The organism is Streptomyces sp. NPDC093089 (genome assembly GCF_044754405.1).
GTDB lineage: Bacteria > Actinomycetota > Actinomycetes > Streptomycetales > Streptomycetaceae > Streptomyces.
On record NZ_JBIVPA010000001.1, the window covers coordinates 475,418 to 493,089 of the forward strand.

The 17,672-nt window shown below is 70.1% G+C and carries 14 protein-coding genes; 4 read left to right on the plus strand and 10 right to left on the minus strand.

Annotated elements, in window-relative coordinates; translation table 11 throughout:
- Positions 1 to 28 precede the first annotated feature (28 nt).
- The 3 genes from ACIQFX_RS02280 (at position 29) to ACIQFX_RS02290 (ending at position 2,999) form a co-directional block, all read left to right on the plus strand.
- On the plus strand, positions 29 to 1,135 hold the full coding sequence (locus tag ACIQFX_RS02280; RefSeq protein ID WP_402457992.1) for a ParA family protein: 1,107 nt from the start codon (positions 29 to 31) through the stop codon (positions 1,133 to 1,135).
- Entirely contained in the window at positions 1,132 to 2,220 is a 1,089-nt protein-coding gene (locus ACIQFX_RS02285; protein WP_402457995.1) for a ParB/RepB/Spo0J family partition protein, read from the plus strand. The genes ACIQFX_RS02280 and ACIQFX_RS02285 overlap by 4 nt, the downstream gene beginning before the upstream one ends.
- A gap of 161 nt (positions 2,221 to 2,381) precedes the next feature.
- Positions 2,382 to 2,999, plus strand: a complete 618-nt coding sequence (locus tag ACIQFX_RS02290) for a GNAT family N-acetyltransferase (RefSeq protein WP_402457997.1) — start codon at positions 2,382 to 2,384, stop codon at positions 2,997 to 2,999.
- Between the two features lie 132 nt (positions 3,000 to 3,131).
- Here the strand turns inward: ACIQFX_RS02290 and trxA are convergent, their stop codons facing one another.
- The 7 genes from trxA to ACIQFX_RS02325 form a co-directional block, all read right to left on the minus strand.
- The gene (gene trxA, locus ACIQFX_RS02295; RefSeq protein WP_367822222.1) at positions 3,132 to 3,461 is read right to left on the minus strand and encodes a thioredoxin; all 330 of its coding nucleotides are present in this window, start codon (positions 3,459 to 3,461) and stop codon (positions 3,132 to 3,134) included.
- A 47-nt stretch (positions 3,462 to 3,508) separates the two neighbouring features.
- Entirely contained in the window at positions 3,509 to 4,474 is a 966-nt protein-coding gene (gene trxB, locus ACIQFX_RS02300) for a thioredoxin-disulfide reductase (protein WP_376483783.1), read from the minus strand.
- Between the two features lie 138 nt (positions 4,475 to 4,612).
- Positions 4,613 to 5,557: a hypothetical protein gene (locus ACIQFX_RS02305; RefSeq protein ID WP_402458002.1), complete on the minus strand. Its 945-nt coding sequence runs from the start codon at positions 5,555 to 5,557 to the stop codon at positions 4,613 to 4,615.
- Positions 5,554 to 6,255 carry an RNA polymerase sigma factor SigM gene (gene sigM / locus ACIQFX_RS02310; RefSeq protein ID WP_402458004.1) on the minus strand — a complete coding sequence of 234 codons (702 nt, stop codon included), beginning with the start codon at positions 6,253 to 6,255 and terminating at the stop codon, positions 5,554 to 5,556. The genes ACIQFX_RS02305 and sigM overlap by 4 nt, the downstream gene beginning before the upstream one ends.
- Before the next feature lie 25 nt (positions 6,256 to 6,280).
- Positions 6,281 to 7,972, minus strand: a complete 1,692-nt coding sequence (locus ACIQFX_RS02315) for a protein kinase family protein (protein ID WP_402458007.1) — start codon at positions 7,970 to 7,972, stop codon at positions 6,281 to 6,283.
- 117 nt (positions 7,973 to 8,089) lie between these two features.
- Positions 8,090 to 10,312: a murein biosynthesis integral membrane protein MurJ gene (gene murJ, locus ACIQFX_RS02320; protein ID WP_402458009.1), complete on the minus strand. Its 2,223-nt coding sequence runs from the start codon at positions 10,310 to 10,312 to the stop codon at positions 8,090 to 8,092.
- Between the two features lie 45 nt (positions 10,313 to 10,357).
- Positions 10,358 to 12,694 carry a DUF6049 family protein gene (locus tag ACIQFX_RS02325; protein ID WP_402458012.1) on the minus strand — a complete coding sequence of 779 codons (2,337 nt, stop codon included), beginning with the start codon at positions 12,692 to 12,694 and terminating at the stop codon, positions 10,358 to 10,360.
- Positions 12,695 to 12,872: 178 nt separating this feature from the next.
- Between ACIQFX_RS02325 and ACIQFX_RS02330 the strand changes: the two genes are divergently transcribed.
- Entirely contained in the window at positions 12,873 to 14,315 is a 1,443-nt protein-coding gene (locus ACIQFX_RS02330; protein WP_402458015.1) for a CCA tRNA nucleotidyltransferase, read from the plus strand.
- An 83-nt stretch (positions 14,316 to 14,398) separates the two neighbouring features.
- Here the strand turns inward: ACIQFX_RS02330 and ACIQFX_RS02335 are convergent, their stop codons facing one another.
- The 3 genes from ACIQFX_RS02335 to ACIQFX_RS02345 form a co-directional block, all read right to left on the minus strand.
- Complete coding sequence (locus tag ACIQFX_RS02335; RefSeq protein ID WP_402458018.1) at positions 14,399 to 15,658, minus strand: MFS transporter; 1,260 nt, start codon at positions 15,656 to 15,658, stop codon at positions 14,399 to 14,401.
- Positions 15,659 to 15,733: 75 nt separating this feature from the next.
- On the minus strand, positions 15,734 to 16,816 hold the full coding sequence (locus ACIQFX_RS02340; protein ID WP_376483768.1) for an inositol-3-phosphate synthase: 1,083 nt from the start codon (positions 16,814 to 16,816) through the stop codon (positions 15,734 to 15,736).
- Positions 16,817 to 16,864: 48 nt separating this feature from the next.
- Positions 16,865 to 17,545, minus strand: coding sequence for a helix-turn-helix transcriptional regulator (locus ACIQFX_RS02345; protein WP_351176439.1), 681 nt, complete (start codon positions 17,543 to 17,545; stop codon positions 16,865 to 16,867).
- Positions 17,546 to 17,672: the final 127 nt, after the last annotated feature.

The window sequence follows — 17,672 nt, forward strand, 5'->3', positions numbered from 1 at the left end:
GACCTCGCTGGTTCACGACCCCGAAAGCATGGCAGGCTCTCCTCATCGCGAGCCTGAAGCCGAGGAGAGTGAATCCTTGCGGTCCGACGCCAACATCGCGGGACCGATGACCGATCCGGTCCCCGGTCCCCGAACCGAATCGGTGGGGGAGGATGTTTCACGTGAAACACCGCCCCCGATGGACGACACCCCCATTGGTCGTGCTGCCCAACTGGCAGTAGAAGCCCTGGGTCGTGCCGGTGAGGGGCTTCCCCGACCGGCCCAGACTCGCGTGATGGTGGTCGCCAATCAGAAGGGCGGCGTGGGCAAGACGACCACGACGGTCAACCTTGCCGCGTCCCTGGCCCTGCACGGGGCACGGGTCCTGGTCATCGACCTGGACCCGCAGGGCAACGCCTCCACGGCGCTCGGCATCGACCACCACGCCGAGGTCCCTTCGATCTACGACGTCCTGGTCGACAGCAGGCCGCTCTCCGAAGTGGTGCAGCCCGTCCTGGAAGTCGAGGGCCTCTTCTGCGCTCCCGCCACCATCGACCTCGCGGGTGCCGAGATCGAGCTCGTGTCGCTGGTGGCCCGTGAGAGCCGTCTGCAGCGGGCGATCCAGGCGTACGAGCAGCCGCTCGACTACATCCTGATCGACTGCCCGCCCTCGCTCGGTCTCCTCACGGTCAACGCCATGGTGGCGGGTGCCGAGGTGCTGATCCCGATCCAGTGCGAGTACTACGCGCTGGAGGGGCTCGGACAGCTCCTGCGGAACGTCGACCTGGTGCGAGGACACCTGAACCCCGGGCTTCACGTCTCGACGATCCTGCTCACCATGTACGACGGCAGGACGAGGCTCGCCTCCCAGGTCGCCGAAGAGGTGCGCACCCACTTCAGCGAGGAGGTGCTGCGGACCAGCATTCCGAGGTCCGTCCGCATCTCCGAGGCGCCGAGCTACGGCCAGACGGTCCTCACCTATGACCCGGGCTCCAGCGGAGCCTTGTCGTATCTCGAAGCGGCCCGTGAGATCGCCCTGCGGGGGGCGGCCGTGTACTACGACCCCCAGCACGCCCACGGAGGGCACGCCCACAGCGGGCACGCCCAGGTAGGGCACCAGAACAACCAGCGCAGCATGTCGGAGGGGATCCAGTGAGCGAGCGACGTAGGGGACTGGGGCGCGGACTCGGTTCGCTGATTCCTACGGCTCCCCAGGAACGGCAGGTGCCGGTGGCCGGTGCCGGGGCGGGCGCGGCCTCCTCCGGCTCGGCCCCCGTCCTGACCGCGGAGCGCGGTGTGGCCGCCGCGAAGCTGGCGACGCTTCCCCAGAGTGCCCAGTCCCCGGAATCGATGGTGTCGTGGAACGAGCCGGAGGCGGTGGCCGCCCCGGCGTCCCCGGCCGGCGCACACTTCGCGGAGCTGCCGCTCGACTCCATCACGCCGAACCCGCGTCAGCCGCGTGAGGTCTTCGACGAGGACGCCCTGGCCGAGCTGATCGCCTCCATCAAGGAGGTCGGTCTCCTCCAGCCCGTGGTCGTGCGCCAGGCGGGCGCCGAGCGCTACGAGCTCATCATGGGCGAGCGGCGTTGGCGTGCCTGCCGCGAGGCCGGCCTGGAGAAGATCCCGGCCATCGTGCGGCACACGGACGACGAGAAGCTTCTCCTGGACGCCCTCCTGGAGAACCTGCACCGAGCTCAGCTGAACCCGCTGGAAGAGGCGGCGGCGTACGACCAGCTGCTCAAGGACTTCAACTGCACCCATGACCAGCTGGCCGACCGGATCGGACGCTCGCGCCCGCAGGTCTCCAACACGCTCCGGCTGCTGCGGCTCTCCCCGCCGGTCCAGAGCCGGGTTGCCGCCGGAGTGATCTCCGCCGGTCACGCCCGCGCCCTGCTGGGCGTCGAGGACCCGGAGGCCCAGGACAAGCTGGCGTACCGGATCGTGTCCGAGGGACTCTCGGTGCGTTCCGTCGAGGAGATCGTCACGCTCATGGGCTCGGAGCCCGGGGCCCCGGCCAAGCAGAAGGGCCCCCGCGCGGGAGCCCGGGTGTCGCCGGCGCTCTCGGATCTCGCGACCCGGCTGTCGGACCGCTTCGAGACCCGGGTGAAGGTCGACCTGGGCCAGAAGAAGGGCAAGATCGTCGTCGAGTTCGCCTCGATGGACGATCTGGACCGCATCCTCTCGACGCTGGCTCCCGGAGAGGGCCGCGTCATGGACAACAAGAGCGGCGAGCAGGGCTGACCCCTTCCGTTCCAGCACCTCCGCTCAGGGCGGGCCTCGCTCCGGGATTCACCGGAACGCGGCCCGCCCTTTGCCTGTGTGCGGTATCGCCCTGATAGCCCGATGGATACGATTCCGAGAGGCGTATTCGTACTCGATGGCGAGGGAATCGGGGAGAGGTCGTGGGGCGTCGGCTCGTACCGCTCACGCTGGACAACCTTCCGGATCTTCCCAAGCGGTGTCGCTCGTGTGTCTTCTGGGAGCTCGACCCGGTCAGTGGGGAAGCGGCGGTCAAGGCGGGTCGCCCGGAGCTCGAGAAGGAAGCCTGGATCTCGGCCGTTCTGCTGGAGTGGGGATCCTGCGGGCGGGTGGTCTACGTGGACGAGGTGCCCGTCGGCTACGTGCTCTACGCTCCCCCGGCCTATGTGCCGCGCTCCACCGCCTTCCCGACGAGCCCCGTGGCGGCGGACGCCGTCCAGCTGATGACGGCCTGGATCATGCCGGGCTACCAGGGGCAGGGGCTGGGGCGGGTGATCGTGCAGACCGTGGCCAAGGACGTGATGCGGCGGGGCTTCAAGGCGGTCGAGGCGTTCGGGGACGCCCGCTGGAAGGAACCCGCCTGCGTGCTGCCCGCCGACCATCTTCTCGCGGTGGGCTTCAAGACCGTCCGCCCGCATCACGCTTTCCCTCGGCTGCGACTGGAGCTCAGGACGACGCTCTCCTGGAAGGAGGACGTCGAGATGGCCCTGGACCGCCTCCTCGGCGCCGTACAGAAGGAGCCGGCCCTACGGCCGCTCTGAGCCGCGGACGACCCCCGTGTGGGCCGCGAACAACCCCCGGGTGGGCCTTGGTCGGGACCCTCGGGAAACGGAAAGGCCCGCCCCCTCTCGGGGACGGGCCTTCGCTGTTTCACGTGAAACAGCGGACGATCATCAGGCCTTGGCCTCGACGAAGGGCTCCAGGTCGCGCAGGATCGCGGCCTTCGGCTTGGCGCCGACGATGGTCTTCACGACCTCGCCACCCTGGTAGACGTTCAGCGTCGGGATGGACATGACGCCGTACTTGGCGGCCGTGGCCGGGTTCTCGTCGATGTTGAGCTTCACGACCTCGATCTCACCGTGCTCGGCGGCGATGGCCTCCAGCGACGGGGCGATCTGGCGGCACGGTCCGCACCAGGCGGCCCAGAAGTCCACCAGGACGGGCTTGTCGCTGTTGAGGACGTCCTCTTCGAAGGAAGCGTCGGTCACAGTCTTGAGGGCCACAGCGGCCTCCTTGATCTCGCGGGGTGTAGGGGGCGGAAGTCGGTGGATCAGACCGCGGGGGTCTCGGCCAGCTTCTCGCTGTCGGCGAGAGCGGACAGGAAGCGCTCGGCGTCGAGAGCGGCGGAGCAGCCGGTACCGGCGGCCGTGATGGCCTGGCGGTAGGTGTGGTCGACGACGTCGCCGGCACCGAAGACACCCGTGAGGTTGGTGCGCGTCGACGGGGCGGCCACCTTGAGGTAGCCCTCCTCGTCGAGGTCCAGCTGACCCTTGAAGAGCTCGGTGCGCGGGTCGTGGCCCACGGCGATGAAGAGGCCGGTGACCGCGAGCTCGCGGGTCTCGCCGGTCTTCGTGTCGCGCAGGGTGACACCGCTCAGCTTCTGCTCGCCGTGGATCTCGGTGACCTCGCTGTCCCAGGCGAAGGAGATCTTCGGGTCGGCGAAGGCGCGCTCCTGCATGGCCTTCGAGGCGCGCAGGGTGTCACGGCGGTGGACGATCGTGACGGACTTGGCGAAGCGCGAGAGGAAGGTGGCCTCCTCGATCGCGGTGTCGCCGCCGCCGACGACGGCGATGTCCTGGTCCTTGAAGAAGAACCCGTCGCAGGTGGCGCACCAGGAGACGCCGCGGCCGGAGAGCGTGTCTTCGTTGGGCAGGCCGAGCTTGCGGTGCTGGGAACCGGTCGTGACGATGACGGCCTTGGCGCGGTGCACGGTACCGGCGGTGTCGGTGACGGTCTTGATGTCACCGGTCAGGTCCACGGCGATGACGTCGTCCGGGACGAGCTCGGCGCCGAAGCGCTCCGCCTGGGCCCGCATGTTGTCCATCAGGTCCGGGCCCATGATGCCGTCACGGAAACCGGGGAAGTTCTCGACCTCGGTCGTGTTCATCAGGGCGCCACCGGCGGTGACGGCACCCTCGAAGACCAGCGGCTTCAGCGACGCTCGGGCCGTGTAGAGCGCAGCGGTGTACCCCGCGGGCCCGGAGCCGATGATGATCACGTTACGGACGTCGCTCACGGGTTTCTTCCTCGTCTCTGCAGACTGCCACTGCCTACGGGGGCGGTTGTCTCGGTCGCTCTCACCCCACCCAACGGATCCTAAGGGGCGTGCATTCCCGAGACCGCCGCGCGGCACCGTGGACGCGGCGGAGAGACGTCAGGAGCGGGGGTACGTCTGGCTCAGCAGGACATCGGCGGCCGGGCTCGAACCGTCCGCGGAGCCGTCGGCGCAGGAGGCGTCGAGCACATAGGCCTGGACCCGCGTGCTGTCGGAGCGATCGGCCAGGACCAGCAGATAGGAGGGCATGCCCTGGTATTCACCCCGCTCGTGACCGAGTACCGGGTCGGTGCGGCCGGTGCCGGCCAGGACACAGGCGGGTACGGCGTCGTCCCGGTTGCGCTGGGGGGCGGTGGGGGCGGTCTCGGAGGACATCGACTCGGGGCTGATGCCCTGGGGAGTCTTGGCGGCGGTGGTGTTCCCGGCCAGGAGCGCATGGACCCGATCCTCGACCGGGGACCCGGAGAAGGGGCTCAGGGCCGCGCCGGCGACGGTGTCGGCCTTCTTCGTATCGGAGGCGCTGTCGCCTGCGGTCAGATTTCCTGCCTGGCTGAGGTACAGGCTCGTCCCCAGGACCACGGCGCCGAACGCCGCGCCGAGCGTGGACAGCAGGGCGATCCGGCGGCGGCGGGGCTTGCCGGGGCGCCCGGGGCCGGTGGCGGCGCGAGAGTTGCCCGCAGGACGGTCCGAGGCCGGTGAAGGGGCACGGGAGGGGGTCGCGGCCTCGACCGGGAGGCGCGATGTTTCACGTGAAACAGCGGCTTCGCTCTCGGGCGCGGTGGAATTGAGGAGGGCCTCGGCAGCGAGCGCGGCGTCGATCCGGCCGGCGATCTCGGCGGGCATACGAGGAGGCCCGGGGAGGGTGCCCAGGAGCCCCCGGATCTCCTCCAGCGAGGACCGGACGTCCGCGCAGAGGGGACAGTCGTCCAGGTGCCGACGGACGGCCGCGGAGCGGGTCGGCGAGAGGAGCCCCTCGGTCAGATCGGAAATCTCCGAGACGTCCGGGTGCTGTGTGGTGTCGGCCTTGCCGGCCGTGAAAGTCACGTGCGCCCACCTCCGCCCTTCACAGCAGCTGGATCAGTCGGTCCGGTATCCGTCGGCCCGGGCACCGTTGGGACGGATCCCCCCGGCGTCCGGTTCCTTCCCCCTTCGACGGCCTCGTTACCCACGGTGTCGACGCGCAGATGAGTGACCATCGGCAGGAGGCGCGCCCGCCCGCGTGCGCAGCGGCTCTTCACGGTCCCGGCGGGGACGCCGAGGATACGGGCAGCCTCCGCAACGGGGTAACCCTGCATGTCGACCAGGACGAGCGCGGCTCGCTGGTCCTCGGGGATCGCGTCGAGTGCGGCCAGCACCTGGCGGTGGAGGTCCTGGCGCTCCACGGGCGCCTCGGCCGACTCGTGGGGGCCGAGGAGCTGCTCGAAACGGTCGGTGTCGTCGACGGGGGACGTGCGGCGCGAGGCGGTCTTGCGCGCGCGGTCGAGGCAGGCGTTCACCGTGATGCGGTGCAGCCAGGTCGTGACGGCCGACTGGCCGCGGAAGGTATGGGCGGCCCGGAAAGCAGAGATGAGGGCGTCCTGGACGGCGTCAGCGGCCTCCTCGCGGTCCCCCAGGGTTCGCAGCGCCACCGCCCACAGCCGGTCGCGGTGGCGCCGCACGAGCTCACTGAAGGCATCGGGGTCCCCGGCGACATGACGAGCCAGGAGTTCCTGGTCGTCTGCGGCATCTATCGGACGGTCCAACGGTGAGCCCCCTCCCCTGTGGTCGTCAGCCCATGACCTTGACTTCGGTCAGCTGGCCGCGGAACTCGCCTCCGGTGAGGGGCAGCTCCGTCAGCCAGACCAGAACGTAGCGGGTCGTGACCGGCTTGGTGAACTTCAGCTTCACATCGCTGTCGTTTCCGGACGCCTGGACGGTGAACCCTTCGGCCGTGGACGGCGCCGAGGAGGCGCCTTCGGGAGCCGTGCGGACCTCCACCGCGGTGCGCCCGACGAACGACAGGTCGACCTCGCGGACCTGCTGGGCCGAGCCCAGGTCCAGCACGATCCCCACGCCGCGCTTCAGATTGCCGAAGTTCGCGGTGGTGTAGTTCTTGGTGTGCCAGAAGGTGCTCGGATCACCGTCGTAGGCGCTCGCCACCGACTCCGGGTACTCCTCGCCGTTGCCCCCGGGGGGCGGGTCGAAGTCCTGGGCGGACGAGATGGCGATCGGCTTCAGCTGCTGCGGCTTCTCGTCGACCGGGGGCTGCACGATCGGAGTCTCGTTCTTGGGCTTCGGGGCGAGCAGCCGGTCGGCGATCTGCCAGCTGCCGAGGCCGAGCGCGGCGATCAGCAGGGCCGAGACGGCCCACTTCAGCGCCCTGCCGGTGCGGCTCTGCAGCGGGGGCGGAGGCACGAGGACCGGCTGGGGGACGACGGGACGCGACTGGGGTCGGCCGTACGTGCCCTGCTGGTACGTCGTGCGCTGGTACTCGGGCGGGGCGGTGTACTCGGGCTCGGGCGGCTTGACGCGGGGCATCGCCGCCACGGCCTTGGCCAGCTCGTCCGGGGTCGTGCAGGGCGGCTCCTGCCGCGAGGCGGTGGCGCCGTCGTTGGCGAGGGCGCGCATGGCGATCTCGGAGAGGCCGCGGTGGACGCCGGCGCGGACCTGGTCGGGCGGAAGCAGCCCCACGTCCTTGGGAAGCCCGGAGAGCCCGTGGGCGTCGCTGTCGTACGGCCAGCGCTGGGTGAGCGCGGCGTAGAGCAGGGCGCCGATGGCCTCGGTGTCGCTGCGCTGCGGACGGTCGGCGGTGATGCCGCGCAGGGCGGCGTTCACGGCCAGGCCGCGGATCCGGTACTGACCCGTGGAGCTGCGCAGGACGGCGCTCGGGGTGAGCCGCAGGTGGGCGAGGCCTTCGCGGTGGGCGGCGGCCATCGCCTGGGAGACCTGGCTGACGAGCTGGTAGGCGTCGTGGGGCTCCAGCGGGCCGGCCGCGAGCAGCGTGGTCAACTCGGTGGAATCGGGCAGCCACTCGTGCACGACGTACACCAGGTCGTTCTCCTCGACGGCGTCGAGGACCTGGACGAACCGGGGGTCGCCGAGGAGGGCCGAGGAGCGGGCCGCGGCCAGGACCGAACGGGCCCTGGGGTGGTCGGCGGGCAGCAGGTGGACCCCGACGGCGCGCCGAAGCTTCTCGTCGACCGCACGCCAACTGCTGAAGCCGTCCAAACGGGTGACGCACTCCTCCAGCCGGTAACGTCTGGCCAGTTTGTGCCCGCTGTGCAGTTCGGGTGCCGTGATGGAGGGCTGTTCGCCGCCCTGTCGTTCGACCGCCTTGTTCTCCGTGGCCTCGGCGGTCTTCTCCGCCGTTTTCTGCTCTTCCGCCACCCCGTCGGTCGCGGCCGTGTCCGCCTTGGCGGTCAGCGGGTCGTCACCGCTGTTGTCGGCCACGTCGACGGCAGCCGTGCTACGTTCCGCCACCGTCGTTCCTGCCTCCCCATCCGTTGCGCCACATCCAACAGCCATGCCAATTGTGCCCACAGTCCGACGCTGTGCACGACACGCGGTTCCCGCCGATGGTTGTGCGGGACCGTCGCATCAGCGTCCCAGGCGCCCGCGCACCATCCCGACCAGGGTGTTCAACTCCGCGATGCGCATGCGCTTTGCCGCGACGAAGAAGACGCCGAGGAGTACCGCTCCGCCGACGATCAGGGCGACGAGCGAACCGAGGGCACCCTCGCCCAGGAGTTTCAACAGGCCGAAACCGACGGCGCCGGCGACGATCGCGGCGGGTACGGAGGCCATGCAGAGGCGCGCGTAGGTCCGCACCACCTGGGTGCCGTCCAGGTCGCCGCCGAGGCGGTTGCGGAGGCGGCGCCAGGCGATGCCGACGCCGACGGCGTAGGCGAGCCCGTACGAGGCGGCCATGCCGACGACGGCCCACTGGGCGGGCAGCACGACGTAGCAGATCGCCGAGGCAGCCGCGTTGACGGCGGCGACGATGACCGTGTTGTAGAAGGGCGTCCGGGTGTCCTCGTAGGCGTAGAAGCCGCGGAGCACGACGTACTGGACGGAGTAGGGGATCAGGCCGAGGCCGAAGGCCATCAGGATGAAGCCCATGCCCTGGGCCGCCTCGACGCCGCTGGAGGCGTAGAGAAGGGTGCACATCGGAACGCCGAGCGCGAGGAAGGCGAACGAGACCGGGACGATCGCGACGGCCGAGTTCCGCAGGCCCTGCGAGATGTCGTCCCGGACGGCACCGGGGTCGTCGTCGTGGGCGGCGCGGGAGATCCGCGGCAGCAGCGCCGCCATGACGGAGACCGTGATGATGGCCTGCGGCATGCCCCAGATGAGCTGGGCGTTGGAGTAGGCGAGGAAGCCGGCGCCGTTCTTGCCCGACGCCTCACCGGCGGCCGTGGCGAGCTGGGTGACGACCAGGACGCCGGCCTGGTTGGCGAGGACGAAGAGCACGGTCCACTTGGCCAGCTTGACGGTCTTGCCGAGCCCGTGGCCCTTCCAGTCGAAGCGGGGCCGGAAGCGGAAGCCCGTCTCACGGAGGTACGGGATCATCGCCAGGGCCTGGACGACGAGGCCGAGGAGGGTGCCGACGCCGAGCAGGCGGATGCCCTCGTCCGGGATGGTCTGCACGCCCATGTGGGACTCGGCGGAGGTGCCGTACACCCAGATGAACAGGCCGAAGGTGACGATCATGACGATGTTGTTGAGGACCGGCGTCCACATCATCGCGCCGAACTTGCCCCGGGCGTTCAGAATCTGACCCATCACCACGTGCACACCCATGAAGAAGATGGTGGGCAGGCAGTAGCGGGCGAAGGTGACGGCCACGCTGTTGGCCGCGGCGTCGTCGGCGATGGTGTTCGACATCAGCCGGATCAGCAGCGGTGCCGCGAAGACGGCGAGGGCCACGATCAGGCCGAGCGCCACCATCACGAGGGTCAGCAGGCGGTTGGCGTAGGCCTCGCCGCCGTCCTCGTCGTTCTTCATCGAGCGGACGAGCTGGGGAACGAAGACCGAGTTGAGGCCGCCGCCGACGGTGAGGATGTAGATCATCGTCGGCAGGGTGTAGGCGATGGTGAAGGTGTCACCGAGCAGGGCCGCGCCGAGCGCGCCGGTGATCACCAGGCTGCGGACGAAGCCGGTGAGCCGGGAGACCAGCGTGCCGGCCGCCATGACGGCGCTCGACTTCAGCAGCCCGGAGGCGCGGCCGGACTTCTTGGCCGCGGGGGCGGGCAGCGGGTCGGGCTCGGGAGCGGGCGGCGGCACCTGCCCGGGCGTCTGCTGGTCCCGGTACAGGTGGGCGAAGGCGTCCGGCTCGGGCTCCTCCTCGCCCGCCCGGGTCACCAGGTCGTCGACACCGGTGAACTGGACCGTGCGCGCGTCGTCGCCGTACGGCAGATGGCGGGAAGGGCCCTCGGGCTCGGGCGCGGGCGTCTGCGCCCACACCCGGGGGTCGGGAGCGTGCTGGGGCGCGACCGGCTGCTGGTAGAGCGGCTGGGGCTCCTGGTAGGTGCCGGGCGGGGGCGGCGGGTGCGCGGCCCGGTCGTAGAGGGCCTCGCCCACCGGGTCCTGCGCGGCCAGGTCCTGCGCCCGGTACGGGTCGTGCGAGAAGGCGTCCTGGACGTAAGGGTCCTGGGCGTGCGGGTTCTCCCCGTAGGCGTCCTGCGCGTGCGGGTTCTGCGCGTAAGGGGCGTGCCCCTGCGGGTTCTGCGGGTAGGGCTCGTTCCCCTGCGGGCCGGGGGCACCCTGCGGCGCGGGGCCGCCCGCGCCCTGGCCGCGGTCACCGTCATACGGCGCGTTCATGCTTACCCCACCTCATCGTCCCCGGCCGACCGGCCACGACATCGCTCAACGGTCCACCTTCTCACCCGGTCCCGACGGGCCGCCGCTTTCGGACGCGGTGTCCGGTGTCGGGTCACTCGGCTGCTCGGGTTCGTCCCCGGAGGGTTCGTCCCCGCCGGTCTCCGCCTCGGCGGGCCCGTCGGTCTCCGCGGCTTCGGCCTCGGCGTTCCGTGCCGCGATCCGCTTCCGCTGGGTGTACATCCGCACGCCGGCGAGGACGAGGAGCAGGACGCCTCCCGCGATCACGAGCATCACCGTGGGCGTCATCTCGGAGACCTTCACGGTGAAGGTCATCGGCTGCCCGTAGGGGGTGCCGTCCTCGGTGTAGAGCTGCGCGGTCATCGGCACCTGGCCGTTGACGTTCGCGGAGGCCGTGAACTTCACCGACTGGCTGTGCCCGCCGTTGATCTTCACGGGGAGTTCGGCGAAGCCCTCGCCGTTCACCTCCAGCCGGTTCTTGTTGCCGGAGGTGAGGCGCAGCACCAGGTGGTCCACGCCCTGCAGCAGCTTGTTCTGGACGGTCACGGGGATCGTCGCGCTGCGGCCGGAGAGCGTGAGGTCCGACTTGTCGACCAGCTGGACGCTCTTGGTGAGCCCCTGGAGGTACTCCAGGACGTTGCTGCGGTAGACCAGCGCCGCTCGGACCTCGCCGCGCCAGGAGACCGACATCTCGCGGTTGATCGCGTTGCCGAACGGCGTCACGACGCGCTCGGGCTGCTCCAGGACGACCTTGAAGTCGTCCAGCTCGTCGCGGGTGGTCTTCATGTCGCGGAAGGCCTGGACCGGCAGCTCCCGGTCGCGCAGCTTCTTCGGGTACCGGGAGGAGCTGGGCACCGCGGTCGAGGCGTCCGGGTCGGGCTTGGCCGCCGCGGCGGCGACGAGGTCGAGCGGCTGGCTCCAGCGCTTGGCGGACAGGCCGCGCAGGGCCTCGGCCATGGTCTGGGCCTGGGCGGAGGTCGGCATCCGCTGCGGGGCGACCACGACGCTGCGCTGGTCCTCCGGCTGCTCCAGGGTGATCGCGAGGGACTGGGCGAGGAACTCCTGGACGGCGAGCGTGGAGCTCTCCTCGCGGACCATGTCGCCGTCGAAGGTGGTGGACAGCATGGCGTCGCTCACCACGGCCGTGGTGCTGCCGTTGCCCAGCGGGCGGGCCGCCGTGGGCGTGTAGGGGAGGTCGTCGCGGACGCTGTCGCTGCGCGCGATCACCTTGTCCGCGCCGGCCGAGGTCGCGACCGCCACGATCGAGGGGTCGACGGCGCCGTCGACGGGCCAGGCGAAGTCGGTGGACGGCCGCAGATGGAGGACGGTCTCGATCGTGGTCCCGGCGAGGTCGGTGGCCGACTGGAGGTGCCCCAGGGAGCCGGGGACGTCCTTGCCGTGATGGGCGAGCGAGGCGAGGTCGGGGTCGGCGAAGGGCAGGGCGACGACCTCGCGCCCCCGGACCGCCTTCTCCAGGGCGTTCAGCCACCGCTCGGCGACGTCCTTGTTCTTGCCGGGGACGTGCAGGGTGCCGTCCTTGACCCGGTAGCCGTTCGCCATCGCGTCGACGGTGGCCAGCAGGTCGGGGTCGAGCACCCAGGTGACGGGGAGGTCCTTGCCGAGCGAGACCATCTCGTCCAGGCGTCCGCCCGGACGCAGCTCGTCGGCCAGGGCGTCGTCCTCGAAGACCGGGGTCTGCTGGTCGTCCGTGGCCGTCTCCGCCGAGACGTGGGCAGAGGAGATCAGCGGCCAGAGGTAGGTCAGCTGGGTCTTCTTCTTGGTGGCTTCGGGCTGGTACGGCAGGAAGGTCCGCTCGATGCCGAGCACCCGGTCCGACCCCTGGTCGGAGGTGTGTCCGGTGAGGGAGACGCCCAGCTGGTAGACGCCCGCCTCGTCGAGGCCCAGCTCGGAGACCGGGACGGAGAGCGAGAAGTCCGCGCTGAGACCGGCGCCGAGCCGGGGGATCTTGACGGTGGGAGCGTCCTCCAGGGGAGCGGGGTCGCTGTCGTACCGGAAGCCGGTGCGTCCCGTCACCTGCTCGATCTCGCTGCGGCTCGTCATCCGCGGCCCGACGCGCAGGTCGACGGTCGCGTCGGTGACGGTCTTCTTCCCCCGGTTGGTGACCGTTCCGGTGACCGTGACGGTGTCCCCTTCGACGGGGCTGCTCGGGGCCATGGTGTCGAGCGACACATCGACGGTCCTGGATCCGGTGCCGTCCCCGGCCGCGAGCGCGGGGGACGCGCCGGCCGGGGCCTGGAGCAGCCCGGCGAGGAGCGGCGCCCCGAAGGCGACGGTGATCGTGCGCCGCAGCCATCGGCGGGCAGGTGAGGGACCGGTTCCCTGGATGTCTGCCGCCTCGGCCACGCGTTCGCCCGTCCTCGTCGTTGTCAGTGGTGCCAGTGGTTTCGATGGTTCCCGGTTGCTGTGTCCAGGCATGGTAACGAGGCACGCTGGGGGCAAGTGCCGGGGACTGCTCCAGGCGATCTTCCTCCTCGGAAAACGGGGACGTTGCGGCGAGCCGGGGCACGTACCCTTTTCTGTTGTGCCGAACGCCAACGAAGACACCCCGACTGAACTGAGCCAGGTGCAACGCCGCGCGGTCAGCGAACTGCTGCGTGTGTCCCCTGTCGCCGACGACCTCGCCCGCCGTTTCCAGGATGCCGGGTTCAGCCTCGCGCTGGTCGGTGGCTCGGTCCGGGACGCGTTGCTCGGCCGGCTCGGCAACGACCTGGACTTCACCACCGACGCCCGCCCCGAGGACGTACTGAAGATCGTCCGTCCGTGGGCCGACGCCGTGTGGGAGGTCGGAATCGCCTTCGGGACGGTCGGCTCGCAGAAGGACGGCTACCAGATCGAGGTCACCACGTACCGCTCGGAGGCGTACGACCGGACCTCGCGCAAGCCCGAGGTCTCCTACGGCGACTCGATCGACCAGGACCTCGTCCGGCGTGACTTCACCGTCAACGCCATGGCCGTGGCCCTGCCCGAGAAGACGTTCATCGACCCGTACGGCGGCCTGGAGGACCTCGCCGCCCGGGTGCTGCGCACGCCGAGCACGCCGGAGGAGTCCTTCTCCGACGACCCCCTGCGGATGATGCGGGCCGCGCGCTTCGCCGCGCAGCTGGACTTCGAGGTCGCCCCCGAGGTGGTCACGGCCATGACGGAGATGTCCGGCCGGATCGAGATCGTCTCCGCCGAGCGTATCCGTGAGGAACTCAACAAGCTGCTGCTCTCGGCACACCCGCGGAAGGGCCTCGGCCTCCTCGTGGACACGGGCCTCGCCGAGCACGTACTGCCCGAGCTGCCCTCGCTGCGGCTGGAGAGTGACGAGCACCACCGGCACAAGGACGTCTACGAGCACTCGCTGACCGTGCTCGACCAGGCGATCGACCTGGAGGAGGAGGGTCCCGACCTGGTGCTCAGGCTCGCCGCTCTGCTCCATGACATCGGGAAGCCGCGCACGCGCCGCTTCGAGAAGGACGGCCGCGTCTCCTTCCACCACCACGAAGTGGTGGGCGCGAAGATGACCAAGAAGCGCATGACCGCGCTCAAGTACTCCAACGAGATGATCAAGGACGTCTCCCGGCTGGTGGAGCTGCACCTGCGCTTCCACGGCTACGGGACCGGCGAGTGGACCGACTCCGCCGTGCGCCGCTACGTCCGCGACGCCGGTCCGATGCTCTCGCGGCTGCACAAGCTGACCCGCTCGGACTGCACGACCCGGAACAAGCGCAAGGCCACCGCCCTCTCCCGTGCCTACGACGGCCTGGAGGACCGCATCGCCCAGCTCCAGGAGCAGGAGGAGCTCGACGCGATCCGCCCCGACCTCGACGGCAACCAGATCCAGGAGATCCTCGGCATCGGGCCCGGTCCGGCCATCGGTCAGGCGTACAAGTTCCTGCTGGAGCTCCGTCTGGAGAACGGGCCGATGGGGCACGACGAAGCCGTCGCCGCACTCAAGGAGTGGTGGGCGGCGCAGAGCTGAGCCGTGCATCGGGGGCGGTCCGTTGTTTCACGTGAAACAGCGAGGCGCTCCCTGTGAGAAGGGGTGGTGTTTCACGTGAAACATCACCCCTTCGTGCGCTCCCCCCGCAGGGCCAGCGCGATGGCCGCGTAGATCAAGGCCACCAGCACCACCAGGAACGAGGACCGCCCGTCGGGCGGCAGCATCAGCGCGGCGACGCCGGCCGCGCCCACGAAGGCGACGTTGAACAGCACGTCGTAGAGGGAGAAGACCCGTCCCCGGTAGGCGTCGTCGACGGCGGTCTGCACCACCGTGTCCGTCGCGATCTTGACGCCCTGGGTGATCAGGCCGATGACGAAGGCGGCGATGAGGAAGGGGACCGGAGCGAAGGTCAGGCCGAGCGCCGGCTCCACGACGGCGGCGACCGCCGCGCACACGGTCATCCAACCGAAGGGGCCGAGCCGCCCCACCCCCCAGGGGGAGAGCAGGGCGGCCGCGAAGAATCCCGCGCCCGAAGCGGCGACGGCGAGCCCGAGGAGGCCGAGGCCCTCGGTGTCCGTGGAGCTCCAGGCGTAGCGGCTGAGCATGAGCACGGTGACGAGCAGGGCGCCGTAACAGAAGCGCATGAGGCCCACGGCGATGAGGGCCCGGGCGGCGGGTCGGCGCTCGGCGAGGTGGCGGAGCCCCCCGACCAGCGCGCGGGCCGTCGAGGCCAGTGCCGAGCCGAGTCGTTGAGGGGCCAGGTCGGGGTCCGGCCCCAGGAGCTCTCGGGGCATCCGCAGGGAGGCGAGGGCGGAGCAGAGGTAGAGCAGGGCGCCGACGGCCACGACGACCGCGTCGGAGTTGTCGGCGAGCAGCCGGACGCCGAACGCGAGGCCGCCTCCCAGCGTCGCGGCGAGGGTTCCCGCGGTCGGGGAGAGTGAGTTCGCCACGACCAGCCGCTCGTCGTCGACGACCCTGGGGAGCGAGGCCGAAAGCCCCGCGAGGACGAAGCGGTTGACCGCCGTGACGGAGAGGGCGGAGGCGTAGAAGAGCCAGTCGGGCACCGAGGCGAGGACGAGCACCGCGGTCCCGCAGGCGAGCAGGGCGCGCAGGAGGTTGCCGTACAGGAAGACCTGGCGTCGCTGCCAGCGGTCGAGGAGGACGCCGGCGAAGGGGCCGACGAGCGAGTACGGGAGCAGGAGTACCGCCATGGCCGAGGCGATGGCGGCGGGGGAGGTCTGCTTCTCGGGGGAGAAGACGACGTACGTGGCCAGGGCCACCTGGTAGACACCGTCGGCGCACTGGGAGAGCAGCCGTACGGCGAGCAGGCGGCGGAAGTTCGTCAGGCGCAGGAGTACGCGCAGATCACGTACGACGGGCATGGCAGCAAGACTCACATACGAAGAGGGCCCCCGGGCAGTGCCTCGGGGACCCTCGATCGACAAGCGTGCGGCGCTTTAGCGCTCGACCTCACCCTTGATGAACTTCTCGACGTTGGCCAGGGCCTCGTCGTCGAAGTACTGCACCGGCGGGGACTTCATGAAGTACGAGGACGCGGAGAGGATCGGGCCGCCGATGCCGCGGTCCTTGGCGATCTTCGCGGCGCGCAGGGCGTCGATGATGACACCCGCGGAGTTCGGGGAGTCCCACACCTCGAGCTTGTACTCCAGGTTCAGCGGAACGTCACCGAAGGCACGGCCCTCGAGGCGCACGTACGCCCACTTGCGGTCGTCCAGCCAGGCCACGTAGTCCGACGGACCGATGTGGACGTTCTTCTCGCCCAGCTCGCGGTCGGGGATCTGCGAGGTGACGGCCTGCGTCTTCGAGATCTTCTTGGACTCCAGGCGCTCGCGCTCGAGCATGTTCTTGAAGTCCATGTTGCCGCCGACGTTCAGCTGCATGGTGCGCTCGAGGCGGACACCGCGGTCCTCGAAGAGCTTCGCCATGACGCGGTGCGTGATGGTGGCGCCGACCTGGGACTTGATGTCGTCGCCGACGATCGGGACACCGGCCTCGGTGAACTTGTCGGCCCACTCCTTGGTGCCGGCGATGAAGACCGGGAGGGCGTTGACGAAGGCGACCTTGGCGTCGATGGCGCACTGCGCGTAGAACTTCGCAGCGGCCTCGGAGCCGACGGGCAGGTAGCAGACGAGGACGTCGACCTGGCGGTCCTTCAGGATCTGGACGACGTCGACCGGGGCCTCGGCGGACTCCTCGATGGTCTGGCGGTAGTACTTGCCCAGGCCGTCGAGGGTGTGGCCACGCTGAACCGTGACGCCCGCGTTCGGGACGTCGCAGATCTTGATGGTGTTGTTCTCGCTGGCGCCGATGGCGTCGGAGAGGTCGAGGCCGACCTTCTTCGCGTCGACGTCGAAGGCGGCGACGAACTCGACGTCACCGACGTGGTAGTCGCCGAACTGGACGTGCATCAGGCCGGGCACCTTGGTCGCCGGGTCGGCGTCCTTGTAGTACTCGACGCCCTGCACCAGCGAGGCGGCGCAGTTGCCCACGCCGACGATGGCTACGCGAACCGAACCCATTCCGGTTGCTCCCTGTGTGATCGTGGAAGCCCTGCTGTGCGCAGGGTTTCACTTGGCGGTGTCATCGGACGGATCCGGCCGGGTACTGCCCCCGTGCCGGGGCAGGCCGCCCGTTTCTCCAGAATCGTTGTCGTGCAGAGCGGGGGCGTCGGAGCCGGATCGCTGATCCCGCCCTGCCCGCTCGCTCTCGATGAGCTCGTTCAGCCAGCGCACTTCGCGCTCCACGGATTCCATGCCGTGGCGCTGCAGCTCAAGCGTGTAGTCGTCGAGGCGCTCGCGGGTCCGGGCCAGGGAGGCGCGCATCTTCTCGAGGCGCTCCTCCAGCCGGCTGCGGCGGCCTTCGAGGACCCGCATCCGCACCTCGCGTTCGGTCTGACCGAAGAAGGCGAAGCGGGCGGCGAAGTGCTCGTCCTCCCAGGCATCCGGGCCCGTGTGGGAGAGGAGCTCCTCGAAGTGCTCCTTACCGGCGGGCGTCAACCGGTAGACGATCTTGGCCCGGCGTCCTGCGAGTGACGCGGCCAGGGCCTCCTCCGGAGCGCTGCCCGGCTCCTCGATCAACCAGCCGTTGGCGACCAGCGTCTTGAGGCAGGGGTACAGCGTCCCGTAGCTGAAGGCCCGGAAGACGCCCAGCGAGGTGTTGAGGCGCTTCCGCAGCTCGTACCCGTGCATGGGGGCCTCGCGGAGCAGGCCGAGAACGGCGAACTCGAGGATGCCCGAGCGCCTGCTCATCCGTCGCCTCCTCCGCTTCCCCGGCCTTTATGCCGCGCTGATGTATCGACTCGATACATCAGCACGATAGAACGGCCTACCGGTCTCGACAAGTGGGACCGCCGTGACCGGCGTCACATCATCAATT

Excerpts from the sequence above, each read along its gene's own strand:
- ACIQFX_RS02335 (WP_402458018.1), bottom strand. The coding sequence starts at position 15,658 with ATGCCCGTCGTACGTGATCTGCGCGTACTCCTGCGCCTGACGAACTTC.
- ACIQFX_RS02345 (WP_351176439.1), bottom strand. The coding sequence starts at position 17,545 with ATGAGCAGGCGCTCGGGCATCCTCGAGTTCGCCGTTCTCGGCCTGCTC.
- murJ (WP_402458009.1), bottom strand. The coding sequence starts at position 10,312 with ATGAACGCGCCGTATGACGGTGACCGCGGCCAGGGCGCGGGCGGCCCC.
- ACIQFX_RS02280 (WP_402457992.1), top strand. The coding sequence starts at position 29 with ATGGCAGGCTCTCCTCATCGCGAGCCTGAAGCCGAGGAGAGTGAATCC.
- ACIQFX_RS02340 (WP_376483768.1), bottom strand. The coding sequence starts at position 16,816 with ATGGGTTCGGTTCGCGTAGCCATCGTCGGCGTGGGCAACTGCGCCGCC.